Below are 25,002 nucleotides of genomic sequence, written 5' to 3' on the forward strand. Positions count from 1 at the left end.
CACTAATGACCAGACTTGTGCGATCTTGTCGTGGCCCCGAGACGGACGTAGGTCGCAATCCGCTTTTCGATCACCCAGGGCGAGACCAGTCGGTCGAAACGGCGGAAGTGCTCGGTCGCTAAGTGGGCGTCAAATGCCGCTTTGTCGTCATATATTTCGTAAAGGAATATCTCAGCGCCGTCGGCTGCTTCACAGACATCGAAGAGCCGACAACCTGGTTCGAGTGCGATCGAATCGGCGGCGTTCGCCAGCATCGCCTCGCGAAACTCGACCGTGTGCCCCGCCTTGATGGAAAAGGTCACGGTCACCACGAACTCGCCCATCACGCCACCGCCTTCATCGCTTGCGGAAGAGCTGCAATGGTTTCACGCGTGACTGCCGCGCATCCCGCCGTGCCGCCCAGCTCGATCGGCACCGCCCCGGAAGAGAGCGCCACTTGTACTGATGCTTCAATGAGACGAGCACGAACCTCCAGCTGAGGCTCGCCATGCTTCTCCGCGAGCCAATCAAGCATCATCGCGGCTGAGAGGAACATTGCGCACGGGTTCGCTTTTCCCTGTCCGGCAATGTCAGGGGCTGTACCGTGCGCAGGCTGAAACAAGGCATGCTTATCGCCAACATCGGCGGACGGGGCCATGCCCATTCCACCAACGAGTCCGGCGGCGAGATCGGACAGGATGTCCCCGAACATGTTCTCGGTGACCATGACGTCGAGTGTCCACGGCTTCTTGACCATCATAAGCGCCATGGCGTCGACATACGCATGGTCGGCCCCGATGGTCGGGTGCGTCGCCGCGACCTCATCGAAGATCTTGCGAAAGAACGCCATGGACGTGAACACGTTCGCCTTGTCGACACAGGTCACCCGCGCCTGGCCGCGCCTTGATTGCCGACGTTGGGCTAGCCGGAAGGCAAAATCGCTCACTCGCGCGGTACCGTTCCTGGTGATGCACATTGTGTCGTACGCCTCATCGTCACCGACGACTTTGCCCCTACCCCGCGCGTGGAAGAGCCCTTCTGTCTGCTCCCGGACCAGGACGAAATCGATGTCATCCACGCGCTCGTCTGACAAGATCCGCGGGAGGCCCGGAAACCAACGGATCGGGCGAACCCCGGCGTAGAGATCTAACGCCATCCGAAGATCGAGCTGGGGAATGATCTCTGTTCCGTCCGTATGCCGAATGTCCGGCCACCCCATAGCGCCGAACAGAACAGCGTCCGCCCCGCGGCAGGCATCGAGGGTAGCCTCCGGCAGTGCTTCACCGCTCTCGGCATAAAATTGTGCTCCAGCCTGCCAGGTGGTCAGTCGCAAAGGCGCGCCGGCGGTCTTGGCTTCCACGGCGGCCAGAAGTTCGAGGCAGGCCGTCATGACTTCACGGCCGATACCGTCGCCCGGCAGGACCGCAATATCAAGATGATTGGAAGAGACTGTCACGCTGCATCTCCAGGTCGGTTCTGCTTAGGCTTGCGGATCGCATCGCCATTGTACACAAAGGGGTGCCGTTGTTGCGTTCAATAACGTATGCATTAGTTATACACTAGTCCGATATGACGGAAGCTGCAAGCCACGATCCTTTCCCGGCTAGTCGAGGGGCGATCAGCGGGGACCGCCCCTCATCCACGAGTTTTTGGAGCAAGCGATGAGCCTCCCCTTCTCTTTCGACCTGGGCCAAGGCTAGGTTTCGACAAGTGACGGATCTGGCTCGGATCTTTCCACAACCGAACCTTCCGACTGATGGTCGCGATGCAATTGGTTGCTCACGGCGATAGTGGTAAGACCAGGGAGAGAAGAACTGACCGCAATGACAACCAAGCCTCGAAAAAAGTCGCCAGACCTCAAGCCTGCGCCCCGCAAGGTGCCGACACGGACGCGCCTGACCCCCGTTGCGTCCCCGAGCGGCAAACCCAATCAAGCTGATATCGCCTATGCCCGGCTGCGCGAGCTGATATTGAGCGGCGCTATCGCCCCCGGCAGCTTCGTTCTTGAACTTGAGGCGGCGGCACGTCTTGGGATGAGCCGAACCCCTGTACGAGAGGCGATGGTGAGGCTGCGCGCCGAAGGCATTGTCGAAATCCGCGCGCGCCACGGAATGCGCGTCCTTCCGGTGTCGGCGGACGACATGCGCGAGATCTACGAGGTGCTCACGAGCCTGGAAGCGACCGCCGCCGGGCTCGTCGCGAGGCGTGGAATCGCCAAGGAGGCTCTGGTCTCTCTCAATATGGCCGTCGCCAACATGGACGCCGCATTGGATCGGGATGACCTGGAGGCGTGGGCCCAAGCGGACGAGTCCTTCCATCGGACACTGATCAACAGTTGCGGCAACCGACGCATCATTCAGACAGTCGATCAGTTCTGGTCGCAGGCGCATCGTGCGCGCCTGCTGACGCTCCGCCTTCGTCCTAAACCGACGCAATCGAACCGGGAGCACGCCGCTCTGGTGCGGGCAATTGCCAAGGGCGACGCTGACGCCGCCATGCGCCTGCACCAAGAGCACCGCGAACGTGCGGGAAGGCTTCTGACCGACCTGCTCTCGAAGCTGCCCTGAGCGGCCGATCAGTTCGCACTTCGTGCCTGGCAGCGCTATCCGCGGATAGCGCTGCAGTTTGTTTGCCCTCGATTCAACGAGCCGCACCGGCAGAGGCCCCAACTGTCACAGGCGCGCTGCGGGACTTTTGCCGGGTGAAGTAGACCACCGAAACGGCCACGCACGCCGTCCAGATTCCGGCCACACAGTAGATGCCCAGGTCCAGCGTGTTGGTCGATTGCGTGAGAAAGCCGATGATGAAGGGCGCAAAGAACCCGGCCGTCAATCCGATCGAATTGATGAAGGCGATTCCGGCGGCGGCCGAAACATCCTTGAGCGCGGCCGTCGGCAGACTCCAGAATACCGGCAGCACGGCCATGACTCCGCCCAGCGCCATGCTCAGCCCGATCAGGACAAGAACGAGGTTGTGCTTGAACCAGACGCTGATCAGGAAGCCGGCAACGCCGAACAGGCAGCTTCCGACGAAGTGCAGGAAGCGCTCGCGCTTCCGATCGGAGCTGCGACCGACTGCGAGCATCACGATCACCGCTCCGGCGTAAGGCACCGCCGAATAGATGCCGAGCTGGACGGTGTCCGTAACCCCTGCCCCCTTAATCAAGGACGGGAGGTAGAAGAAAATTCCCGATTGTGCGAGCACGATCCCGAAGAGAATTGCAGCAAGCAGAAGCACGTCAACGTTCTTGAAGACGTCAAGGATGCCCATCTCGGGCTTCCTGACGTTCTCCGCATCGATGTTGGCGCGAAGGCGCACCTTTTCCGACGACGACAACCAAGAGGCCCCCTCGATGGTGTCGCTCAACTTGAACCAGACCACGAATGCCAGCAGGACGGCCGGGATACCCTCTAGCAAGAACATCCACTGCCAGCCGGCCAGTGATGCAGTTCCGTGCATGTGGGCGATGATCAGACCGGAAATCGGCGCGCCGAAGATGCCGGCAAGAGGTGCAGCGAGGTAGAAGAGCGACGTGACGGTGGCGCGACGCTCGGTCGGATACCATCGCATCAGGTAGAAGATGACACCAGGAAATAGCCCGGCTTCTCCGATCCCAAGCGCGATGCGGAAGATATAGAAGGAATATTCGGACCAAACCAGCATCATCCCCATCGAGATGAGGCCCCAGGTCATCAGGATGCGGCTCAGCCATCGCCGCGGGCCGAAACGGTGCATCAACAGATTGCTGGGGACTTCCGATGCCGCATATCCGAGGAAGAAGAGTCCCGCGCCGAGCCCGTAGACGGCTTCGTTCAATCCGAGATCGCCCATCATATGGGGCTTGGCAAAACTGATGTTGATCCGGTCGAGATACGACACCGTGTAACACGTGATCAGCAGCGGCATCAGATAAAGCGTGACTTTCCGGTAGAGAGCATCATCGCTGCCGGTCTTCGATCGCCCCGTTTCCGCACCCATGGTCCCCTCCTCCTTGCTTTACAGCATTCATTAATGCATGCATTAATGCGATCGTTACAAATGTGAGGCTGGAAATCAAGCCGTTTTCGCAGCATCTTTGATCCCGGGCGGGAAACCATGGGTCGAGAACGCGAAACACGCCTGGGGATGGATCGATGAGCGAGGAATTCGACTACGTGATCGTTGGCGCCGGCGCCGCTGGATGCGTCCTCGCGAACCGGCTTACCGCCGATGGCGTCGCCACGGTTTGCCTGCTCGAGGCGGGACCGCCCGATCGCAACCCGTTCATCCACCTGCCCGCCGGTTTCATCAAGACGCTGTTCGATCCGACCTGCACCTGGCAATTCAAGACGGATCCGACCGAGCGAACCGGCGGCCGACCGATCGCAACGACGCAGGGCCGCACGTTGGGCGGCGGCTCGTCCATCAACGGAATGGTCTACAACCGCGGACAACCGGCTGACTTCGATGGATGGGCCCAACGGGGCAATCGGGGGTGGGCTTGGGACGAAGTCCTCCCCTACTTTCGTCGCTCGGTGCGGCGGTTGGATATCGAGAAGGAGCCCGAGCAAGGCGAAGCAATTCCGGTCAGTCGAATGGACTGGCTTCACCCCGTCTCCGAGGCCTTCATTCGCGGTTGCATCAACGCTGGAATTCCGCAAAACCCGGACTATAACAACGGCTATCAGGCGGGAGTGGGATACTTCCAGCGCACGATCGACCGGGGCTGGAGAGTCAGCAGCGCGCGCGCATTCCTGAAGCCTGCCCTGTCGCGTTCAAACCTGGAACTCCGCACCAACGTTCGCGCGAGCGAAATTGTGCTCGACCAGCGTCGCGCAGTCGCGGTGCGGTATCTGCGTCGACGTGGTGCTACGCCAAACGAAGTTCGCGCGAGACGCGAAGTCATCCTGGCGACGGGTACCGCCAATACCGCACGGCTGCTCCAGGTTTCCGGCATCGGCCCAGCGCCTGCGCTTGCGTCCTTGGGTGTACCCTTGAGACACGAGCTGAACGGAGTAGGAGCGAACTTTCGCGACCACTATGCGGTGCGGATTGTGATGAAAGCCAGGCCGGACGTCGTCACATTGAACGAACTGTCGCGCGGGCTTCGTCTTGGAGGACAGATCGCCCGCTGGGCCGTCGGCTTGCCCAACATCCTGGCAACGTCCCCGTCGCAAGTCCATGTCTTTTGGAAGTCATTCGAAGGCCTCGATGCGCCGGACCTCCAATGCGTGTTCACGCCCGGCTCCTACAAGCAAGGGGCCGTCTATGTGCTAGACGACTATCCCGGCGTGTCGGCCGGCGCTTGGCCGCATCGCCCGCAAAGCACGGGATATGTGCACGCCCGCTCCACGGACGTCTTCGAGGACCCCGTCGTTCAGCCGAACTATCTCAGCGACCCGCAGGATCGACGTACCACGATCGGCGGCCTCCGCCTGATCCGCCGCCTCCTGTCAACGCCCGAGCTCGCGCAGTATCTCCAGAACGAGACGCTGCCCGGCCCTGACGTGACCACCGACGACGAACTGCTCGACTACAGCTATCGAAACGGGACCACCTGCTACCATCTCATCGGAACCGCGCGCATGGGACCGGCATCCGATCCGGATGCTGTCGTGGACAACGAGCTTAGGGTCCACGGACTTGACCGCCTGCGGATCGTTGATGCCTCGATCATGCCGACGATGCCGTCTGCGAACACGTACGCCACGACGCTTATGATCGCAGAAAAGGCTGCCGACATGATCCAAGGTCGACAGCTGCCGAACAATCAGGCCGGGTGAGAGGCGCAACGGCTGTCAGCGCATCACGAAGGGATCCACCACGTCTTCCGCGGTCCCAATCATGATGCTCTTGGTCTGGAGATAATTCTGGATCGAATCCAGTCCATTCTCCCGGCCGATGCCCGAATGCTTGTAACCTCCGAGAGGCGAGAGGTAGCTGATCACGCGATAGGTATTGACCCACACCGTACCGGCCTGAAGTCGTTCCGAAACCCGAAGTATCCTTCGAATGTCCTGCGTCCAGAACCCTGCCGCCAGGCCAAACGTCGTGTCGTTCGCGATCGCGATCGCTTCTTCGTCGTCGTCGAAGGGAATGCATGCCAGAACGGGACCGAAGACCTCTTCCTGGGCAATGCGCATCCGGTTGTGCACCCCCGTGAATATCGTCGGTTCGACGAAGTAACCGCCTTCTCCGATGTCAGGCCCGGTCGCCGGCCCACCACCCAGCACGCAGGTGGCCCCCTCACCCTTCGCTACGTCGATGTAGTCAAGAATCTTGCGATATTGAGGGGGCGTCGTGACGGGGCCGACCTGCGTGCTGGCCAGGAGCGGATCACCCTTCTTGGCCCGTCTGGCAAACGCGACGACGCGCTCCACGAACTGGTCGTGGATGCTCCGATGAACGAGGAGACGTGAACCGGCGATGCATGTCTGTCCGGTCGCGGCGAAAATCCCCGAGATGACGCCTTTGACCGCGTTGTCGATTTCCGCATCGTCGAAGACGATGTGAGGCGATTTGCCGCCGAGTTCGAGCGTCACCTTCTTGAAGCTGCGTGCCGCCAGTTCGCCGATTCGACGCCCGGTGGCTTCGCTTCCGGTGAAAGCAACTTTTGCAACATCGGCATGCGAGATCAGGGCATCGCCGATCTCACCTCCAAACCCGGTAACCACGTTGAAAACGCCTGGCGGAAAGCCGGCCTTGTCCACAAGCTTCGCGAACTCCAGCGTTGAGGCGGACGTGAACTCAGACGGCTTTGCGACGAAGGTGTTTCCCGCAGCGAGCGCCGGAGCGAGCTTGTAGGCGAGAAGCAGAAGCGGCGAATTCCAGGCGGTGATGCCGACGCATACCCCGAGGGCCTCCTGCCGTGTGAAATTGAATGTCTGCGGTTTATCGATCGGGATGACAGCGCCCTGGACCTTATCCGCAAGGCCGCCGAAATAGTAATACCACTGCGGAATGTACTTCAGCTGGAACGCCATCTCGTTGATGAGCTTGCCGTTGTCCGTCACCTCGGTTCGGGCGAGTTGCTCGGCGTGTTCGGCGATGAGATCGCCAAGGCGTCGGAGCAGATGTCCGCGCTCGGTCGCCGTCAGCTTTGGCCAGGGCCCCGTTCTGAATGCAGCCTTGGCCGCCGCCACGGCGCGGTCGACATCCGCAGGCTTTCCCCGCGGGATCGTTGCCCAGGCCTTGCCCGTGAAAGGATTGAGAGACTCGAAGCATTCGCCGCCCACCGCGTCGACCCATTCTCCGCCGACGAACATCTTGTAGGACTGCATTGCGCTATATCCTCTTCTCAACTGGGCCCGCAGACTGGCGTGTATCTACGCGCCGACGCGCTCGGCAAGTTCGATAATGTCGTTGGCCACGACGTCCCAATCCTGCGTCGGCTCGAGGTCGGTCTTCTGGCCCGGACCATGCTCGGTCGGACGCGGGATGAAGGCCGTTTTCAGGCCAGCTGCCCGGGCAGCAGCGAGATCGCCATTATGCGCAGCGCACATCATGACCTCCGCTGGATCGAGATACATGAGCCTGCACACGCCGAGATAGGTCTCGGGATGTGGCTTATAGTGCCGAAACAGCTCGCAAGAGAAGACGTTGTCCCACGGCAGCCCGGCATGCTTCGCCATATTGACGAGCAGCGCAACATTCCCGTTCGACAATGGGCCGATGACGTATCGGCGCTTGATGCGGGTTAGCCCCTCGACCGCATCGGGCCAGCCTTCCAGCCTGTGCCATACGCGGTTGATGTGCCGGCGCTGATCCACTGACAGGGCTTCGAGGTTGAGTTCAGCCAGAACCTGATCGAGGGCATGAGCGTGCAGCTCGTCGAGATTCGTCCAGGCGATTTCCCCGGTCCTGACCCGATCTTTCTCGGGTTCGTACCGCCCCCGCCAGCTGTCGGCCAACGCGGCCCAATCCGCCTTGATCCCTTCGCATTCCCCCCACGCCGAGAGGTCGCGAATGATACTTCCACGCCAGTCCACCACCGTGCCGAACGTATCGAACACGATCGCCTTTACTCGCTGGATCGAACTCTTCATCACCGGCTCCCTCAGCTGCGGCCAGGGTCCCAAGTCCGCAAAAAAACGTCTCTGTGCATTTATTAATGTATGCATTATTTCTGTCAAGCCTTGCGACTGGAACCGGTCACGCAACGTGACCGATCCTAATCCGCCGGGCGCCCTACAGGCCCTCCGGGCTACCGGTCAGTAGATAGTCAGACAGCCTGCATGCAGCAGAGGGACCAAACACGGGGCAAAGGGAGGATCGGTCAGGCAAACGTCGGCGGGCGTTATCGTGCGCTGGCCTCGTTCCCCGGCCATCGGCGTCGCGCTCGACTGACGGCCGGATCGGCCGTCACGATTGCTTGCCGGACTCAAGACGTTGCAAGACCTTCGTCACAATGTTCTCCGCCGTTATCCCGAAATGGCGGAACAGTTCCTCGCCCGGTCCCGACGCTCCAAAGCCGGACATGCCCACGAATATGCCGGCGTCTCCGATATAGCGCTCCCACCCGAGCCGGACGGCGGCCTCAACGCCTACGCGCAGCACGTCCTCTCCAAGAACGCTTCGTCGATAACTCTCTTGTTGCTGCTCGAATGCCTCCCAGCACGGCATCGATACCACAGCGGTCGGAATATTCAGGTTCTCGAGAAGTCCCTTTGCGTCGAGCGCGACGGCGACCTCAGATCCGGTCGCGAGCAGCGTAACTCGTCGTGCTCCGCCCGTCGCTTCGGACAGAACATAGCCACCGCGCGCGCTCAGATTCTCGTTCGAGTGCGTCGTCCTCACGAGCCGGAGAGCCTGGCGGGACAGGATGAAGGACGATGGGCCGTCACGCCGCGACAGCGCCATCTCCCAACACTCCGCGACCTCGACGGCATCTGCGGGACGGAGCACCAGAATATTGGGGATGGCCCTTAGTGAGGCCAGAAATTCGACCGGCTGATGCGTCGGGCCATTCTGTCCAATACCAATGGAATCGTGGCTGTTGATAAAGACGACGGGCAACCCCATCAGGGCTGCCATCCTGATGGCGGGCCGCAGGTAATCGGAGAAGGCCAGATAGGTCGCCCCGATCGGCATGATTCCGCCGTGAGCGGCCATCCCGTTCATGATCGATCCCATCGCGTGTTCACGGACGCCGTAGTGCACAAAACGGCCACCGCGCTCAATCGCGGTGAAAGCCTGCAGGTCACGCTTGTGGCAGGTGGGCCCCTCAAGATCCGGCGCGCCGCTGAGCAATTCCGGAAATACGTCGAACAACGTCGCCACCGCCTCGCCGGACGACAGGATAGATGGTTGGGCCGGCAAGGAAAGCGCGGACTCCTTGTATTGCCGCAAGGGAGCCTGCCAGTCCGCCGGCATCTTGCGGTCCGCCAGGCGTTCCAAAAGCGCGCGTCGCTCAGGCGCAAGTTCGGAGACCCGCGATTTCCAGGTATCGTACCGTTCTGTATTGCGCGCGCTGATCAAGCTCCGCCAGCCGTTCAGGACCTCCGAAGGGACAACAAAGGGCGGACTGGTCCAGCCAAGGCGTTCGCGAGCGGCTTGCGTATCCTCCTTGAAAACGCGCCCGCCATGTGCGCCCCGCTTTCCCTCAAGCCGCGGGAACCCGCGGCCGATCACCGTCGCGCACGCAATGAGGCTGGGCCTCGGATCGGATTTCGCGTGCGCGATCGCGACGTCGACCGATTCGAAATCGTGTCCGTTCGCATCCAGGACCTGCCAACCCGCCGCCCGGAAGCGCGTCCGGATATCTTCGCTGGTCGACAGGTCCGTGCTGCCGTCGTCGGTCATCGAATTGTCGTCCCAGAGAACGACAAGTTTTCCGAGACGAAGATGGCCAGCCAGTGCAAGCGCTTCCTGGGCGACCCCTTCCATCAGGCAACCGTCACCCGCGATGACATAAGTGAAGTGATCGAGCAGGTCGGAGCCGAGCATCTGGCGCAGATATTCTTCGGCAATGGCCATACCCACGCCATTGGCGAATCCCTGCCCCAGTGGCCCGGTGGTAACTTCGATGCCGTGCTCGACCGCATATTCCGGATGACCATGACAGATGGATCCGAGCGTACGGAAGCGCTTGATCTGCTCGATGTCGATCGCCTCGTATCCGCTCAGGTACAGCAACGAATAGAGCAACATCGATCCATGACCGTTGCTCAGGATGAACCTGTCGCGATCGATCCAGGTCGGATCGGCGGGGTTGAACTTGAGATGGCGCGTGAACAGGACGGTGGCGATCTCGGAACACCCAAGCGGTGCACCAGGATGACCGTCCCGGGCATTCTCGATGGCGTCGAGAGACAGCATCCTGATTGCATTGGCCATCGCCCCATCCAGGTCTTGATCTCGAGATACGGGTGTTCGCGGCACGATAGTCATGTTTAACCCTTGTCTGTTCACGTCTGTGATTGTTTCTTCGCCGTCCGATCAAATCGTTCGAGGCTGAGGCGCTAGAGAAAACCGATCGAGAGCCAGGGGATGCACGCGACCACGATGAGGCCGGCAAGCAGCGCCAGCATGTATCCCATCAAGGGACGAATGCCTTCCGCCGGATCGGCGCGACCGATCGCGCAAGCTGCGTAATATCCGACGCCGAATGGCGGAAGGAAGAGTCCCATTCCCATCGCCAGAATGATCACCATCGCATAGTGCACCTCGTGAAGGCCGACAGCCTTCGCGATTGGGAACATAAGAGGAGCGAAAAGCACGAGCGCCGGTATTCCCTCCAGCACGCTCCCCAGGACGATAAACATCAGGATCGACACGGCCATGAAGGTTGGGCCGCCGCCGGGAAGCGACGCCATGACCTTTGCGAGATCGCGCGAAAACCCCGACTGCGTCAAACACCAGGCGACGGTTGTCGCGGCACCGATGATGAACAGAATGGCGCCCGACAGCGCGGCCGTGTCGATCAGCATCTTTGGAAATTTCGACCAGTCGCACCGGCGATAGATCAAAATTCCGACGAGGACCGAGTATGCGATACCGATTGTCGAGACTTCCGTGGCCGTGGCCACGCCCTCGACGACCGCCGCTCTGATGATGAACGGAAGCGCGAGCGCTGGGAGCGCGAAGAGAAACGCGCGGAGAACATCCCGCCGCGGCGGCTTCGAGATGTGCGAGAGATCCTCTCGCCTGTTACTCCACCAAACGACCATCGCCAGGAAGAGACCGAGGACGACCGCCGGTACCAAGCCCCCCGTAAAGAGCGCCGCGATCGACACGCTGGTAACCGAGCCGATCGTAATCAACACGAGGCTGGGTGGGATGGTCTCGGTCTGGGCGCCGGTCGCGGCGAGCAATGCGACGAGCTCCCCGCTCTTTTGTCCACGCTTCCTCATTTCCGGAAGCAGCGAGGGGGCTACCGCGGCCATGTCTGCGGTTTTCGAACCAGAGATGCCCGACACGAGGTACATGGCGCCGATCAGAACGTAGCTCAACCCGCCCCTGACATGCCCGAGCAGCGCTGCGAGGAAGTCGACCATCGCCTTCGCCATCCCTGTGAGTTCCATCAGGTAGCCGAGGAACACGAAGAGCGGGACGGCGAGCAAGATGAGGTGCGACATGCCCTCGTCCATCCGCCCGGCGATCGTCAGCACAGGCGAATTCGTTGCAAGTCCGATGTATCCAAGAGCGGCCATCCCGAACGCAAATGCGATAGGCACGCCGAGAAACACGGCCACGCCGACCAGGCCCACGAAGAACAGCACGAGGTTGAGGTTACCGAGGCCCAGGAAGAAGCCGCGAGACAACCACATGAGCGCAGTCATGCCGGCCACAAGGCAAAAGGCGGTCAACAACCGAGGTCGTGCAATCGAACCCACCTTTGCGAGCGCGAAGACGACCATGAGGACGAGGCCCACGGGCAGCGCCGCTGCGCGCATCGATCCCGGCAACTCAAGCGCCGGAGTAATCACAAACGATTCCTCGTGCGCGTAGTCGATCGCCGGCCAGAGCATGAGGACCATGAAGGCGACGCAGGCCAACAATGCCACCGTTTCGCAGTTTGCCCGCGCCGAAGGGCCGAACCGATCGACAAGGGCTGTCATGCGCATGTGCTGGCCGCGGTGCAGCGCGATGGCGGAGCCGAGCATGGAGAGCCAGACGAACAAGATCTGAGCGAGTTCGTCGGTCCAGACGATCGACGCTTGAAAGACATACCGGGCAATCACGCCGATCGACAGCACTCCGACTTCGACCGCAACGACCGCGCCAGCGAACAACTCGGTGAGAGATATCAGCCAAGCTGTCAGCCGTGGGCCAAGACCCGGTCGGACGCCGATCATCACTGGTTCGTCAGTCACCGCCATCGTGCCCTCAGCTCAGCTTGCCGCTCGCTGCCTCGAGAAGAGACCAGGCTTCGTCCCCGTACTTGCCCTTCCATTCGCCGTAGAAGCCCGATTGCTGCAGCTTGGAGCGGAACGCGGCCGTATCGACCTTGACGAACTCCAGGCCCTTCGTGCTCAATTCGCCCTGGAGCGAGTTGTTGAGCGCCGCAACGTCGGCGCGCTGCTTGACTGCAGCCTCGTTGACCGTCCTGACGATGACATCGCGGTCCGAGGCTGGAATTCCCTCAAACGCCCGCTTGTTTGCCAGGAACCAGAAGCCGTCCCACATGTGGTTCGTTTCGGAGAGGTACTTCTGGACCTCGTACATCTTGGCGAAGTAAATTCCCGCCAACGGATTTTCGAGGCCATCGGCCACCTTGGTCTGGAGAGCGGAATAGGTCTCGCCCCACGGAATCGAGGTCGGCGAGGCGCCAAGGGATTTGAAAAGCGACGTCCACAACGGACTCGGCGGCACCCTGATCTTGAAGCCCTTTAGATCATCGGGCGTCTTGATCGGGCTCTTGGCCGAGGTGGTTTGCCGAAAGCCGTTGTCCCACATCTTCTCGAAGGCAACGATGTTCGACTTGGCGAAACTCGCGATGATGTGTTTTCCGAGAGGACCGTCGACGGCGTTCCAGACCTGGGAATAGTCCGCGAAGGCAAATCCGATTCCGGTGATCGCAGCGACCGGCACCAGGGTGGCTACAATCAGGCCCGACGATGCGAAGAACTCGATCGCACCCGACCGCAGCTGGCTCAGCATATCTGCGTCGGTGCCAAGCTGACTGTTCGGGAAGACCTCGATTGCGACACGTCCGTCGGTCAGCTTCAGGATCGCCTCGGCGGCCTCCGTCATCCGCGTGTTGAGCGGATGATCCTTCGGCATGATATTGGCGAACTTCAACTTGAACTGCGGCTCGGCCCTGACAATCGCGGGATATGCAAGACCAAGTGCAATACCAACTCCCCCGTGCAGTACGCCACGTCGCGACAACTTTCTCATCGTCTCCTCCTCCACAATGTTACTGGTATTTTCTTTGGTCGATTTCTGCGCCGGCGAACGCCTGCGCCTATTCCTTCTCTGCAAAGAAGCCCAACAACGCCTCGGAGATGAATTCCGGCGCCTCTTCGGCCACCCAATGTCCGCTGTCCGGGATCGTGCCGCCCCGCACATTTTCAGCGACACGCTTTAGCGACTCGATGGTTTCGAGCCCGCGTCCGAATGCCTTCTCGCCGCCCAGCGCCAAAACCGGCATCTTGAGCTTGCCTTGCGATGCCAATATCGCCTGATTGTCCGCGACGTCCTGCGCAAAGGCCCGGTAGTAGCCGAACATTGCGCGGAACGCCCCGAGCTTTTTGTAGGTCCGGTAATATTCCTGCTTGTCGTCCTCCGAGAGGCAATTGGCGCGATGGCCGTAGTTCTCGAAGAACCAGTTCAGCACTAGTTCTTCACGCCCCGCGCAGAGTGCCTCGGGAAGATCCGGAGTGCGATAGAAGGGGTGATGCCATCGGCGCCCGCCCTGCGACATCTCTCCGCCATCGCCCGGAATCGTCACGTCTAGAATCGCGAGCTTCGACACCGCCTCCGGGTGATGTGCAGCGAGCGAGAACGCGACCGGCCCGCCCCAGTCGTGTCCGACAAGATGAAATCGTTCGATTCCCAAGTGCCCGTTGACAAGCTGCCAGATGTCCTCGGCTACGGTCCTCTTGTCGTATCCCGATTGCGGACGGGTCGAGTCTCCCAGACCACGAAGGTCAGGAGCGATCACGAAGTATCGCTCAGCGAGCCGTGGCATCACGAACCGCCATTCATACGAGGATTGAGGGATCCCGTGCAGGAGAACCACCGGGTCGCCTTTGCCGGCGGCCAAGTAATGCAGCGAAACTTCGCTCAGATCAGCGAAATGACTGTTTGCCTGGCGCATCATCTCACCTTCCCGACACACCGGTCATTGCGCGATACGCTCTTACGACCTGACTGTCGTCGACCTGACCAAAGCCTTGGCCCGAAACCGCCAAAAACATCTGCTGTGCGATGGACGCGAGCGGGGTCGGCGCTTTCAGACGCTGGCCGGCATCCAAGACGATTCCGAGATCCTTGACGAAGATATCGATGGCGCTGGTCACCTGAGGTTCGCCCGCAATCATACGGGAGCCCCTGTCGCGCAACATCCAGCTGGACGCTGAGGATTCAGAGAAGATTTTGATCAGGATCTGCGGATCGATGTCCGCCTGCGCACCGAGTGAGACGGCCTCTGCAGCTGCCGCCAGATGCACGCCGCACAGGAGCTGGTTGATTGTCTTTACCAGCGCCCCCTGCCCAGGAATCGACCCGACATGATGCACTTTGTCTCCCATCGCCTGAAGAAGCGGCTCCACGCGAGAAAACGTTTCGTTCGGGCAAGCCGCCATGATGGTGAGCGTAGCTGAGGCGGCACCCGCGACTCCTCCGGACACGGGAGCATCGACGAAGCTGCGGCCGGTTTTGGTGACCGCTTTTGATATTCTTTCCACGTCTGCCGCTGGACAGGTCGCCATGAGAACAACGCCGCCTTCTTTTGGCAGAGCCTCAAGAACACCCGCCTCAAACAGCAGTTGCTCTGCCTGGGCAACGTTCACTACCATGAGCACCAGAAAGTCCGCGCCCAGCGCGGCATCCTTCGCTGCATTGGCCCAGATACCTCCTTGCTTTTCGAACGCGGCGCGAGCTTCAGCTCTGACGTCGTATCCCCTCACTCGATAGCCGCGAGCGCAGAGATGCGCGGCCATCCTTGAGCCCATGGATCCGAGGCCGATAAACCCGATGTTGATTGCCTTGGATAGATCCGTGCTCTTGCTATCCCGCGTCATGCTCATATGGCGATGGTGTCCCTTCGTATTGCCTTCGAGCGCGCTGCCTCCCTCGCCTTCGCGAAGGAGCGCTGACCAAGCAAGAAGGAGCGGAGGACTCTCGTGATGAGAGCCCAGTGGACGCACCTCCGGATCTTGCGGTTGTCAGCCCGCATTCTCTATCCCTTGAGCCTAGTAACCTTGCCCGGCACGAACAAAGGAATTAAAGTCCAAGTTAGATGATCTCTATTCATGTGAACCATGACCCACCTGCTCCACTTGCGCGCCATTCAGATTTTCGAGGCCGCGGCGCGTCTTGGCTCCTTCCTTCGCGCCGCGGACGAATTAAGGGTGACGCCTTCCGCCGTGAGCCACCAGATCAGGTCACTGGAAACCACTTTGGGCGTACAGCTCTTTCATCGAATCAACCGCGCGGTCATGCTGACCGACGTCGGTCGAAAGTATGCTGACGAAGTATCCGAGGCGCTCGGGCGTATTGAAGCCGCAAGCCAGACTGTCGCGCGAAAAGGCAAAAGCGACATTCTGACGATCCATTCGGTTCCGAGTTTTGCGAGCCAGTGGCTGATGCCACGGCTCTCCAGATTCGGCGCGCTCAATCCGGAAATCGATTTGAGATTGAATGCATCGGGCGACGCTGCCGACCTCGGAGGCGATGCCGTCGACATCGATATTCGATACGGCACCTTCGTGCCTGCAGCCTACTTGGGTGTTGACTCGTTTCCGCTCGAGACGATCGTCGTATTGTGCTCACCCAAGCTCATGAAAGGCGCATCGCGGATTCGGACGCCGGCTGACATAAAGAAGCACGTCTTGATCCACTCCGAGGTCAACCTCTACCGATGGAAGCACTGGGCAGAGGACGCAAAGCTCGAGCTGGATCTAGAGCGCGGCCCTCGTTTTGACCGCTCTTTCATGGCCATCAGCACCGCCGTTGACGGCCTCGGTGTTTGTTTGGAGAGCCGACTGCTAGTCCAACGCGAGCTCGAAAGCGGTCGCCTGGTCATGCCTTTCGGACCGAATGGCGCTCGTATGCTGTGTCACAGCCTAGTATACCGCCGCTCTCGCACCAACGTACCGAAGATCGCCACGTTCCGGAAATGGATGTCGCAGGCTTTACGCGAGACTGAGACCTAGAGGCACGTCGAACGTCCGGGCGATCGCGTGCCGTTCCGCTCCGAATGGGCCAGGCGGCGGCTGCGGCTACTCAACCAGGATGACCCGCAGATCATTGACATTCGTCAACGTTGGACCCGTCTGCAGCAGATCGCCGATCTCTGCGAAGAAGGCGCTTGCGTCATTGTTGCCGAGATATGACCGAGCGTCGAGGCCGCGCGATTTGGCCCGACTAAGGGTCCGCTCGTCAATGATGGCGCCGGCAGGATCTGACGCGACCTCGCTGCCGCCATCTGCACCATCGGTATCTGCAGCAAGAGCTGCGATGCCACTCTCGCCGTTGAGCGCGAGGGCTAACGCGAGTGCATACTCCTGATTGGGTCCGCCACGCCCATTGCCGCGAACGGTGACCGTTAGCTCCCCACCCGACACTATGGCGACGCGCTTTCGTTCCGACCGAGCTTGCAGCGCGAGGCGCGCATGGTTGGCCGCGACATCACGCGCCTCACCTTCAAGATCAGCTCCGAGATCGATGATCTCGTAGCCAGCTTTTCTTGCGGCAGCAATCGCTGCAGCCAGCGCGTCGCGTGGCCTTGCGATTAGCTCCAGGCGCGTCCTGGCAAAACACGGATCATTAGGCTTACAGCTCTCGTTTTGCGGATCCCTGAGGGCATGACGAATCGCCTCATCTGGCAGGAGGTCGTATTTCTCGATTACCGCTCGCGCGTCCGCAAGCGTCGTCTGATCCGGTACGGTCGGTCCGGACGCAATTGAGGACGGATCGTCGAATGGCACGTCGGAAATTGCAAGCGCCACGACCTCGGCCCGCCTGCTGGCACGCGCGAGGCGTCCACCTTTGATACGCGACAGGTGTTTGCGGACGATGTTGATCTCGTCGATCCGTGCGCCGGAGCGCAACAACGAACGCGTCAGTTTCTGCTTCTCGACGAAGGTAATGCCGTCAACAGGTGCGATCCAGTTGGCGGAGCCGCCACCGGACAGCAACACCAAGACCAAGTCTTCCTCTTGGGCACTCTGGGCGAGTCGCAGCGTCCTTTCGGTACTCTCCCGTCCTGCCTCGTCCGGCACCGGATGGCCGGCCTCAACGACCTCGACGCATCTCGTCGGCACGCGATGACCGTGCCGGGTCGTCGCAATGCCGATCAGTCGATCCGCATCAAACTTGAACACATCCAGGTAGTGCCGCTCGGCCGCTGCGGCCATGGCGGCGGCCCCCTTGCCGGCTGCGAGACAGATCAAACGGCCCTTCGGAGCTGCCGGAAGATGAGGCACCAGTATGACGTTGGGATGGGCGGCGGCGATCGCAGCATCTAGAACGGCGCGAAGGAGAGGGCGTCGATCGGTCATTTCAACACTCGTTCTAAAAAACGGCCCGACCTCTAGGGCCGGGCCAGTCTCGGGAGGAGCGCTTGCGCGCTTGTTTGGTCGGTGTCAGCGACCAACTTGGCAGGCCGCCATTAGACCGGCGGCTGAACTCCGCTGACAGGTCCGGTCAATGTCTGGCAGTGCCCGACTTGACCTACCCCGCAAGCTAAAGAGACGACATGTGCATTGGCTCAGGATAATAGCGGAATCCGTCACCATCCTTCCCTACGTGGCCAAGGCCGGGCCAAGGGAAGTGATATGACATCAGCGGCGTCCTGTTCGCGGCCAACATATCCAGCACTCTCACACGTGATTTTACCGACAGCTTGGAATCCGTGTCGAACAGAAACTCCATTCGAGGTTTTTCGAAAAGCAGCACGGGATGGTGCGTCAGATCCCCGAGATAGCAAAACGACTTCCCCGCCGACTCGATCATAAAGCAGTGATGACCGAGTGTGTGACCGGGCGATGCAATCGCGTGAACACCCGGCAGAAGCTGCTCGCCGTCCTTGAAGAAAACGATGCGATCGCGCACGGGCGGCAGGTTTTGGATCGCCGCTTTGACCAGACCATCGAGATCACCGCCGAGCTTGCTCTTGTCAGTCCAATAGTCGTAGTCGGTCTGGCTGATGTAGATCTGTGCGTTCGGGAAGGTCGGCTTGTTATCGTCCCCCCAGATACCACCGATGTGATCCCAGTGCGCGTGCGAACAGACGACCGCGTCGATGTCCTCAAGAGCAATTCCGGCAGCGGCGAGGCTGCTCTTCAGGCGCCCCGTGGTGGGCCCGAACTGCTTGAGTGATCCCATTCCGGTATCAAACAGCACCAGCTTGTTTCCAAAATCGACAACCGGCGCATTCTGCTCGAGCACGACTTCCTTTGTCGGAAGGAAGCTCTTGTCGAGCATCCGCACGATTTCCTCCTTCGGCACACCCAGGAAGCTTTCGCTCGGGTCTCCAAGGGGCAACGGTCCGTCCGATACGACAGTGACCTGTGCTTCCCCCAACGCAAATCGATAATACGACGGAACCTGCTTATCGGACTTCGGTTCCTTGGCTTCACTGTGTGTAGCAACCACCTCGGTCAACGCCGCACCGCCCACCAAGGCGGCTCCCTTGACAAGATCCCGGCGCCTGATTTCCGAACGAGTCTTGCTCGACTCCATTTGCTCCTCCCAATGAACGTGATTTTTAGTTTAGGCCGGACATCGGAAGGCTACGGCGTGCCATCACAAGGCTGCAAACGAAATGGTCGAGTGGATAGGTGATTCAATTTCATCTCAACCAAAAGCGGCTCCCCGAGTTTTTGAACGAGAAGTTCTTGTCTAACCCTTATTTTGAGCCGGCCGCCAACTGTGCTTCGGTGAATAACCGAGCACTCGACGAGCCTTGTCTATGGAGAGCAGCGTCTCATTTCCGCTGATTTTCCTCTTGAATGGTACGCCAGGAAAATATTTCTGTGCAAGCTCCACACTGGGTGTCGGCGATACCGTGTCGGCATTGGCAATTACGAAGACTTCTGCTCCCTTGATATCTGCCTCCAGCGACAATCGAACCGCCTGAGCCCCATCACGTGCATCGATGTAACCGAACAGATTGAACTTTCGATCTTCCGGATCGAAGGACGGAAATTGCCCGTATTCGGCAGGATCCATCACGTTCGAAAATCGCAGGCACGCAATCTTCAGTAGGGGATCCCACCGGCAAAACTGACGCGCAATTTCTTCGCCGACCGCTTTGGACAGCGAATAAGCCGTTTCGGGCCTCGCCGGATAATCTTCGTCGACTGGAAGATATGGCGGCGGATCCTTGTATGGCAGACCGAGCAAGGTCTCACTTGAAGCCCAGACCACATTGCGTATGCCAAGGCGGCGCGCGGCCTCGAAGACATTATAGGTACTGGCCGTATTGATACCGAATACCTCGCTGATAGCCACAACGCCGGGCATTGGAACGGCAGCGAGGTGAACAACTGCGTCCACCCCTCGCTTGTGATACCATTCCATGCCGGAAAGCAGCTCTATGGTGCGATCGAGATCCGTGAGATTGACCTGCACGAAAGGACAAAGGTCCACCGCAGGAGGTGTGACATCCGCGTTGACCACGTGGTAGCCGTGATCCAAGAGATCCTTGACGCAAGCTCGGCCGAGCTTGCCGCTTCCACCAGTGACGATGACCAAGGTCATGCGATAGTCCCTCTTTTTTTGAGTTCTGCTCGGTCAGGCGCGCTGGCTGCGGCCCAAGGCGACCGCCAGAACTATGAGAACGCCTCGCGCCATAAGCTGCTGACTAAAGTCGAGCCCAAGCAGAATGAGGCCATTGTTGATAACGCCGATCAGCAGCGCGCCCACGATTGATCCGATGACGGTTCCGGCTCCGCCGAACAGGCTGGTACCGCCAAGAACGACGGCGGCGATAACCGACAGTTCATCGCCCTCTCCCAGCTGGAAGCGCCCCGAGTGCAGGCGTCCCGCGTAAAGCATACCTGCGATGGAAGCCGCCGTGGCAGTCATCAGAAGCGCCTGAAACTTGACGGTTCTTGTCTTGATGCCGCTGTAGCGCGCTGCTGTCTCACCACCACCAGTGGCCAAGATCTTTCGTCCGAAGGGGGTCTTTCGCAGGGCCGTATGAGCCAGCGCGCCGAGGATCACGACCCACAATACAAGGATCGGGACCGGGCCGATATTTCCCGATCCGAAAACGGCGATGAAGGTGTCATCGATCACCGGCACGGGAGAGGTTCCGCTCATCCACATGCCAAGCCCACGGGCAAAGCCCATCATACCTAACGTGACCAGAAAGGAGGGAATGCCGATCCAGGCGGTCAAGCTTCCATTCACGGCTCCCACAAGGAGACCGGTACAAAGTCCGGCCGCAATCGCAGGTACAAGCCCGTAACGGCTGAGAGCGAGGCCTGAGGTCACGGAAGCCAAGCCTGCAATGGCTCCAACCGACAAATCGATCTCACCGGCGCACAACACGAAGGTCATGGCCATCGCCATGATGGCGATGATCGCGGTTTGTCGTGCGATGTTGAGCAGATTATTGGCTGACAGGAAGCCGCGATCACTCAGCGTGATCGCGAATATCACGAAAATCAGCGCGAACCCAATATAGACGACGTATTGTCGCCAGTCCGAGACAATGGAAGCGCCTCTAACCATGGCCAACGGACCTCGATGCGTCGTCGCTGCAGTTCCAGTTCCATCAGTACGTCGGAGCATTGAGCCGCACCTCCTGGATTAGGACTTGAAGGTTGTGCTCCGCCTTGGCGATCTGCCCCCCTTCGTCTGCGCTTCCGGTCGGCTCGCCGGCCGCCACGGAAATCTCGTCCCTGGACACCTCGCGGGCAATGCGTCCATCGCTCATGATGAGCACTCGATCGCTAACCGCCAGAAGTTCGGCGAGCTCGGAAGAAATGATGATGATGGCCCGTCCCTCATCCGCAAGTTCGCGGATGAGATCGACGATTTCCGTTTTGCTCCCGATGTCGATGCCCGCCGTGGGCTCGTCCAGGATGAGTATCTCGGGATTCATGGCCAACCATTTGCCGAGCACCACCTTCTGCTGGTTGCCCCCTGAGAGTGTTCGCACCGGCACCGAGCTGGAGGTTGCTTTAATACGCAGTCGTTGAATCAAGCCAGTCGCAGAAGCGGTCTCCTTGGTGCCGTCAAGGAACGGGCCTCGCGCGAGGTCGCCTAGTCGAGGTAGACTGAGATTTGTACGTATGCTGTGCGCTGCGATCAGGCCTTCGCGAGCCCTGCTTTCAGGTATGAGGGCGATTCCCGCTTCCATCGCTTCACGTGGACTGCGAATTCTGACAGCTTGGCCTTTCGCTCGAATTTCGCCGGAGGTCATTGCATCAATACCAAACATGACCCGAGCCAGTTCGCTGCGGCCGGAACCCAACAGGCCTGCAATTCCGAGCACTTCACCGGAATAAACTTCGAAAGAAGCGTTTATCGGCTTATTCGGCCCGGATACCGATCGGACCTCGAGAGCCGGGCTACGCGTGCGGTCAACCGAACGCGGCCGCCAGCTGAAACTTCCAACCCGCTTGCCGATCATATGCTCGACGACGTCCTGGATTTCGAACTGGCGCACTGGGGCGGTCGCGACGTTCCGACCATCCCTGAGGATGGTCACTTCCTCGGCGATCTCGAATATCTCATCCATCCGATGCGACACGTAGACGATCGCGGCCCCGTCCGCGGACAGGCGTTTGAGGAGAGAAAAGAGACGCTCGACCTCAACGCCGGTCAACGCGGATGTCGGCTCATCCAAAATAAGGATGCGAGCGTCTTGCGAGATCGCTTTCGCGATCTCGACCATTTGCATCTGGCCAGTGCTGAGCTTCTGAACAGGTGTTGCCGGATCGACATCCATGCCGAGTTCGGACATGATCACTCTCGATCGGTCCCGCGCCGTACGATCGTCCACGAGAAGCCCAAATTTTCTCGGCTCGCGAGAAAGAAAGATGTTCTGGGCGACGGTCAGACTTGGGATCAGGCTGAGCTCCTGAAATATCATCCCGATACCCGAGGCGCGGGATGTAGCGGCACTAAAGCTATTCATCTGCCGACCGAAGATGGTTATCGAGCCTTCGGTCGGCGTCAGAATTCCCTGAAGTATTTTGAGCAGCGTCGACTTTCCGGCGCCATTCTCACCCATCAGCGCGTGGACCGTTCCTTGCTTGACCGCGAAATCGACGCCGCGAAGGACCTGGAGCCCTCCGAACGACTTCTTGATGCCGGTCATCTCGACCGCGTTGCTGGATTCGCTCATGACCCATAGCTCGCGTGCGGGGACAAACTCCCGGGCCTACTAGTCCTACTTCAACGCGTCCGTCACCACTTGAGGCGGCGGCGTCCCATTGGACATTGGCCAGCCGGCAATCAAGTTCTGCTTGGTCACCGCCAGTGCGGGAAGGACGACATAGGGCGGCGCCGCTTTGCCGATCAGGGCATAGCCGGCCAAAATGCCTTCCGCATAGCCAGCGCCGTACGGCCGCTGCGATCCTGTCCCCTTCACGTAACCATTCTTCGCCATATCGATAGCGATGTTTACACCAAGGTCGCAGGTCGTGATCACGAGATCCTTCGGCCCGCGTCCGCTGCTACGCGCCGCAGCGAGCACGCCTTCGGTCGGCACATCCCAGACAGCCCAAATCCCGTTCAGTTCAGGATGGGCGGTCAGCATCCCAGAGGCGATACGCTCAGACTCACCGGAAAAGTCAGGGCCACCGACGCCCTGTTCGGCCACGATCTTGATGTCAGGGTAGGCTTTGATCGCCTCCTTGAATCCCATGACGCGCTCGACGGTCGCAAACAGGTCGGAAGCGTGTGGAATCAATCCAATATTGCCTTTTCCGTTCAGGGCCTGCGCCATAAGCAGCGCCGCAGCCTTGCCCATACCTCTATTGTCGGAAGACACGAGGCTCACATAATCCGTCCCGGGCGACATTCCGGCGCCAGTCTGATCGAGAAACACGATCTTTATACCGGAAGCCGCCGCACGCTTGTACGCGGCGGCCGTGCCGTTTTGCTCAGCAGGAACGCTAATCATCACGTTCGGTTTGCGGGCCATGACCGTCTCAATGTCGGAGACCTGTTGCTCGGCTTTGTACCCCGCGTCCGTGACAGCGATGATCTTGATTCCGAGCATATCGAGAGCAGCCTTTTGGCCCGCCATCTGCGCCTTCGCCCAATCGGAGGCGGTGTAGTGCATGACGATAGCCGCAGTCGCGTTCATCGACTTGATCTTTGCGATCTCCTCCGGGCTTAGCTCCAGGTCGCTGGCGAGAACGGGCTTTTCCCCGTGCGGACCGGATGCCGGATGCTCCTCGATATCCTTTAATGCCGCAGCAACATCCGCCGCCATCGACGGGCCTATGGCCAAGCCCATGATTGCGACAGAAGCAACTATCGCAGCGCTAAGGTTTTTAATCAGGCTAGACATGTGATCCCTCCCAAGAACGGGCTGCGCCCAAATGCGTCACAGGATCTTTGCGTCCCTTAATGCATACATTAATGCGCGCGACCCGAGACCGTCAATCGCTCGCAGCTCATTGTACTAGCTTGCTTGAAGCAAATTTCACTGAGGCTCGATTGCCAGATCATGTCGACTTGGAGCTGGACATCGCGTGATTTCCAGGGCGGCGGATAAATCTCGCGATTTGCGACGCGAATCTAGGTCAAACCTGGCGATACGGCCCCATTGTGCAGCGGTGCTTAACAGTCCAATGACCGAGAAAGCACAATCCCTAAACTTCAATTCCCTTCCTCGGGTCGATGGACCGCCACGTTGCGCAAAGGCTGCTCTCGCGAATCAAAGCGCCACGTGGCCATGCGGTGTGTGAGCCAGATCGTACAGCGTGTTGAGCGCAATGTTCGCATCGGATGCCGTTCTAACGGGTTGTGGCCTCCGGAACGACATTCCGGCCTCGAGCATACCCGGAGATGAACAATGGCTAACGGCAAGCGTGTCGCCGTCACCGGCGCACTCGGCAAAATCGGCACGGTCCTCGTCCCCTATCTGCGGGACAAGGGCTATGAGGTTTTCCTAATTGACGACATCGCGCCATCCGATCCGAAGGAAGCCGCGATTGTCGCCGACCTCACCGACTTCGGCCAAGCGCTCGACGCTCTGTCGTCGATCGGCGCCGATACTTATGCTCGCGCGGAGCCCAAGGCATTCGACGCGATCGTGCATCTGGCCAGCATGCCCCACCCGCGCATGAAGCCGGATGCCGAAGAGCTGCGCATCAACATGATGACGACCTATAACGTGTTCGAGTCTGCGCGCCGTCTCGGCATCAAGAACGTCATCTGGAGCACGAGCGAGGTCGCCACCGGCATACCCTACGACAAAACCGCCGCTCCCTATGTCCCCGTCGACGAGGCCTATCCGATGCGAGGCTACAACGTCTATTCGCTGACTAAAGTGCTCGGCGAGGAGATGGCGCGCCAGTTTTGTCTCAACGATCCCGAGATGCGCATCACTTGCCTTCGCCTCTCCAATGTCATGAACCCCGAGGAGTATGAGGGGTTCGAGAAGTGGCAGGACGACTCCACCAAGCGTCTCTGGAACTTCTGGACCTACATCGACAATCGCGACGTAGCTCAGGCGGTTGCGCTGGCGATCGAACATGATGTCCGCGGCAAGGACGAGTTTTTCATCACCAACGATGAAACGGTGATGCGGACTTCGACCACCGAGCTGCTCGACAGGCACTTTCCGAATATCGAGCGCCGCAAGGCGTTCAGCGGCAACGAGGCGGTCATCTCAAACGAGAAGGCCAAGCGAGTGCTCGGCTATCAGCCGGAGCATCGCTGGACCGACAAGAAGTAGGCCCCGAG

Annotated in this window: 20 protein-coding genes; 4 read left to right on the forward strand and 16 right to left on the reverse strand. The window is 59.9% G+C overall.

Annotated features, from left to right (window positions below; all coding sequences use genetic code 11):
* Positions 1-2: 2 nt before the first annotated feature.
* Together BLV07_RS05355 and BLV07_RS05360 are read right to left on the reverse strand one after the other, a co-directional pair.
* Positions 3-323, reverse strand: a complete 321-nt coding sequence (locus BLV07_RS05355) for a putative quinol monooxygenase (RefSeq protein WP_091880852.1) — start codon at positions 321-323, stop codon at positions 3-5.
* Positions 323-1,435 (reverse strand): isocitrate/isopropylmalate dehydrogenase family protein, encoded by a 1,113-nt coding sequence (locus tag BLV07_RS05360; RefSeq protein ID WP_091880855.1) that lies wholly within the window; start codon positions 1,433-1,435, stop codon positions 323-325. Before BLV07_RS05360 ends, BLV07_RS05355 begins: the two co-directional genes overlap by 1 nt.
* Positions 1,436-1,802: 367 nt before the next feature.
* On the opposite strand from BLV07_RS05360, the gene BLV07_RS05365 reads away from it, so the two are divergent.
* The gene (locus tag BLV07_RS05365; RefSeq protein WP_091880858.1) at positions 1,803-2,546 is read left to right on the forward strand and encodes a GntR family transcriptional regulator; all 744 of its coding nucleotides are present in this window, start codon (positions 1,803-1,805) and stop codon (positions 2,544-2,546) included.
* A gap of 73 nt (positions 2,547-2,619) precedes the next feature.
* Here the strand turns inward: BLV07_RS05365 and BLV07_RS05370 are convergent, their stop codons facing one another.
* Positions 2,620-3,957, reverse strand: coding sequence for an MFS transporter (locus tag BLV07_RS05370; RefSeq protein WP_091880861.1), 1,338 nt, complete (start codon positions 3,955-3,957; stop codon positions 2,620-2,622).
* Positions 3,958-4,112: 155 nt separating this feature from the next.
* Here BLV07_RS05370 and BLV07_RS05375 point away from each other — a divergent pair, with 155 nt between their 5' ends.
* Entirely contained in the window at positions 4,113-5,741 is a 1,629-nt protein-coding gene (locus BLV07_RS05375; protein WP_091880862.1) for a GMC family oxidoreductase, read from the forward strand.
* A gap of 15 nt (positions 5,742-5,756) precedes the next feature.
* Here the strand turns inward: BLV07_RS05375 and BLV07_RS05380 are convergent, their stop codons facing one another.
* The 7 genes from BLV07_RS05380 to BLV07_RS05410 form a co-directional block, all read right to left on the reverse strand.
* A complete protein-coding gene (locus BLV07_RS05380; RefSeq protein ID WP_091880863.1) occupies positions 5,757-7,238 on the reverse strand; it encodes an aldehyde dehydrogenase in 1,482 nt (493 codons plus the stop codon).
* Between the two features lie 45 nt (positions 7,239-7,283).
* The gene (locus tag BLV07_RS05385; RefSeq protein ID WP_091881191.1) at positions 7,284-8,003 is read right to left on the reverse strand and encodes a haloacid dehalogenase type II; all 720 of its coding nucleotides are present in this window, start codon (positions 8,001-8,003) and stop codon (positions 7,284-7,286) included.
* Positions 8,004-8,319: 316 nt separating this feature from the next.
* On the reverse strand, positions 8,320-10,293 hold the full coding sequence (tkt, locus tag BLV07_RS05390) for a transketolase (protein ID WP_091880864.1): 1,974 nt from the start codon (positions 10,291-10,293) through the stop codon (positions 8,320-8,322).
* Between the two features lie 125 nt (positions 10,294-10,418).
* Positions 10,419-12,278: a TRAP transporter large permease gene (locus BLV07_RS05395; RefSeq protein ID WP_091880865.1), complete on the reverse strand. Its 1,860-nt coding sequence runs from the start codon at positions 12,276-12,278 to the stop codon at positions 10,419-10,421.
* 7 nt (positions 12,279-12,285) lie between these two features.
* A complete protein-coding gene (locus BLV07_RS05400) occupies positions 12,286-13,299 on the reverse strand; it encodes a TRAP transporter substrate-binding protein (protein ID WP_091881192.1) in 1,014 nt (337 codons plus the stop codon).
* A gap of 67 nt (positions 13,300-13,366) precedes the next feature.
* On the reverse strand, positions 13,367-14,224 hold the full coding sequence (locus tag BLV07_RS05405) for an alpha/beta fold hydrolase (RefSeq protein ID WP_091880867.1): 858 nt from the start codon (positions 14,222-14,224) through the stop codon (positions 13,367-13,369).
* Between the two features lies 1 nt (position 14,225).
* On the reverse strand, positions 14,226-15,152 hold the full coding sequence (locus tag BLV07_RS05410) for an NAD(P)-dependent oxidoreductase (protein WP_091880870.1): 927 nt from the start codon (positions 15,150-15,152) through the stop codon (positions 14,226-14,228).
* A gap of 234 nt (positions 15,153-15,386) precedes the next feature.
* On the opposite strand from BLV07_RS05410, the gene gcvA reads away from it, so the two are divergent.
* Positions 15,387-16,280, forward strand: coding sequence for a transcriptional regulator GcvA (gene gcvA / locus BLV07_RS05415; RefSeq protein WP_091880873.1), 894 nt, complete (start codon positions 15,387-15,389; stop codon positions 16,278-16,280).
* A gap of 66 nt (positions 16,281-16,346) precedes the next feature.
* Here gcvA and BLV07_RS05420 read toward each other — a convergent pair whose 3' ends face one another.
* The 6 genes from BLV07_RS05420 to BLV07_RS05445 all read right to left on the reverse strand — a co-directional run bounded on the left by BLV07_RS05420 (position 16,347) and on the right by BLV07_RS05445 (position 23,602).
* The gene (locus tag BLV07_RS05420) at positions 16,347-17,627 is read right to left on the reverse strand and encodes a glycerate kinase type-2 family protein (RefSeq protein WP_091880876.1); all 1,281 of its coding nucleotides are present in this window, start codon (positions 17,625-17,627) and stop codon (positions 16,347-16,349) included.
* Positions 17,628-17,811: 184 nt separating this feature from the next.
* Positions 17,812-18,810, reverse strand: coding sequence for an MBL fold metallo-hydrolase (locus tag BLV07_RS05425; RefSeq protein WP_091880879.1), 999 nt, complete (start codon positions 18,808-18,810; stop codon positions 17,812-17,814).
* Positions 18,811-18,969: 159 nt separating this feature from the next.
* Positions 18,970-19,830, reverse strand: coding sequence for an NAD-dependent epimerase/dehydratase family protein (locus BLV07_RS05430; protein ID WP_091880882.1), 861 nt, complete (start codon positions 19,828-19,830; stop codon positions 18,970-18,972).
* A 33-nt stretch (positions 19,831-19,863) separates the two neighbouring features.
* On the reverse strand, positions 19,864-20,808 hold the full coding sequence (locus BLV07_RS05435; RefSeq protein WP_091880885.1) for an ABC transporter permease: 945 nt from the start codon (positions 20,806-20,808) through the stop codon (positions 19,864-19,866).
* Between the two features lie 43 nt (positions 20,809-20,851).
* Positions 20,852-22,429, reverse strand: coding sequence for a sugar ABC transporter ATP-binding protein (locus tag BLV07_RS05440; RefSeq protein WP_091880889.1), 1,578 nt, complete (start codon positions 22,427-22,429; stop codon positions 20,852-20,854).
* A gap of 45 nt (positions 22,430-22,474) precedes the next feature.
* Positions 22,475-23,602, reverse strand: a complete 1,128-nt coding sequence (locus BLV07_RS05445; protein ID WP_091880892.1) for a substrate-binding domain-containing protein — start codon at positions 23,600-23,602, stop codon at positions 22,475-22,477.
* Positions 23,603-24,109: 507 nt separating this feature from the next.
* Between BLV07_RS05445 and BLV07_RS05450 the strand changes: the two genes are divergently transcribed.
* Positions 24,110-24,994, forward strand: a complete 885-nt coding sequence (locus tag BLV07_RS05450; RefSeq protein WP_091880895.1) for an NAD-dependent epimerase/dehydratase family protein — start codon at positions 24,110-24,112, stop codon at positions 24,992-24,994.
* Positions 24,995-25,002: the final 8 nt, after the last annotated feature.

The sequence above is a fragment of the Bradyrhizobium sp. Rc2d genome (genome assembly GCF_900099855.1).
Lineage (GTDB): Bacteria > Pseudomonadota > Alphaproteobacteria > Rhizobiales > Xanthobacteraceae > Bradyrhizobium.

Bases quoted from the DNA above. Each gene is read 5' to 3' on its own strand.
- BLV07_RS05355 (WP_091880852.1), bottom strand. From the start codon at position 323: ATGGGCGAGTTCGTGGTGACCGTGACCTTTTCCATCAAGGCGGGGCAC.
- BLV07_RS05365 (WP_091880858.1), top strand. From the start codon at position 1,803: ATGACAACCAAGCCTCGAAAAAAGTCGCCAGACCTCAAGCCTGCGCCC.
- BLV07_RS05370 (WP_091880861.1), bottom strand. From the start codon at position 3,957: ATGGGTGCGGAAACGGGGCGATCGAAGACCGGCAGCGATGATGCTCTC.
- BLV07_RS05375 (WP_091880862.1), top strand. From the start codon at position 4,113: ATGAGCGAGGAATTCGACTACGTGATCGTTGGCGCCGGCGCCGCTGGA.
- BLV07_RS05380 (WP_091880863.1), bottom strand. From the start codon at position 7,238: ATGCAGTCCTACAAGATGTTCGTCGGCGGAGAATGGGTCGACGCGGTG.
- BLV07_RS05385 (WP_091881191.1), bottom strand. From the start codon at position 8,003: ATGAAGAGTTCGATCCAGCGAGTAAAGGCGATCGTGTTCGATACGTTC.
- tkt (WP_091880864.1), bottom strand. From the start codon at position 10,293: ATGGCCAATGCAATCAGGATGCTGTCTCTCGACGCCATCGAGAATGCC.
- BLV07_RS05395 (WP_091880865.1), bottom strand. From the start codon at position 12,278: ATGGCGGTGACTGACGAACCAGTGATGATCGGCGTCCGACCGGGTCTT.
- BLV07_RS05400 (WP_091881192.1), bottom strand. From the start codon at position 13,299: ATGAGAAAGTTGTCGCGACGTGGCGTACTGCACGGGGGAGTTGGTATT.
- BLV07_RS05405 (WP_091880867.1), bottom strand. From the start codon at position 14,224: ATGATGCGCCAGGCAAACAGTCATTTCGCTGATCTGAGCGAAGTTTCG.
- BLV07_RS05410 (WP_091880870.1), bottom strand. From the start codon at position 15,152: ATGAGCATGACGCGGGATAGCAAGAGCACGGATCTATCCAAGGCAATC.
- gcvA (WP_091880873.1), top strand. From the start codon at position 15,387: ATGACCCACCTGCTCCACTTGCGCGCCATTCAGATTTTCGAGGCCGCG.
- BLV07_RS05420 (WP_091880876.1), bottom strand. From the start codon at position 17,627: ATGACCGATCGACGCCCTCTCCTTCGCGCCGTTCTAGATGCTGCGATC.
- BLV07_RS05425 (WP_091880879.1), bottom strand. From the start codon at position 18,810: ATGGAGTCGAGCAAGACTCGTTCGGAAATCAGGCGCCGGGATCTTGTC.
- BLV07_RS05430 (WP_091880882.1), bottom strand. From the start codon at position 19,830: ATGACCTTGGTCATCGTCACTGGTGGAAGCGGCAAGCTCGGCCGAGCT.
- BLV07_RS05435 (WP_091880885.1), bottom strand. From the start codon at position 20,808: ATGGTTAGAGGCGCTTCCATTGTCTCGGACTGGCGACAATACGTCGTC.
- BLV07_RS05440 (WP_091880889.1), bottom strand. From the start codon at position 22,429: ATGAGCGAATCCAGCAACGCGGTCGAGATGACCGGCATCAAGAAGTCG.
- BLV07_RS05445 (WP_091880892.1), bottom strand. From the start codon at position 23,602: ATGTCTAGCCTGATTAAAAACCTTAGCGCTGCGATAGTTGCTTCTGTC.
- BLV07_RS05450 (WP_091880895.1), top strand. From the start codon at position 24,110: ATGGCTAACGGCAAGCGTGTCGCCGTCACCGGCGCACTCGGCAAAATC.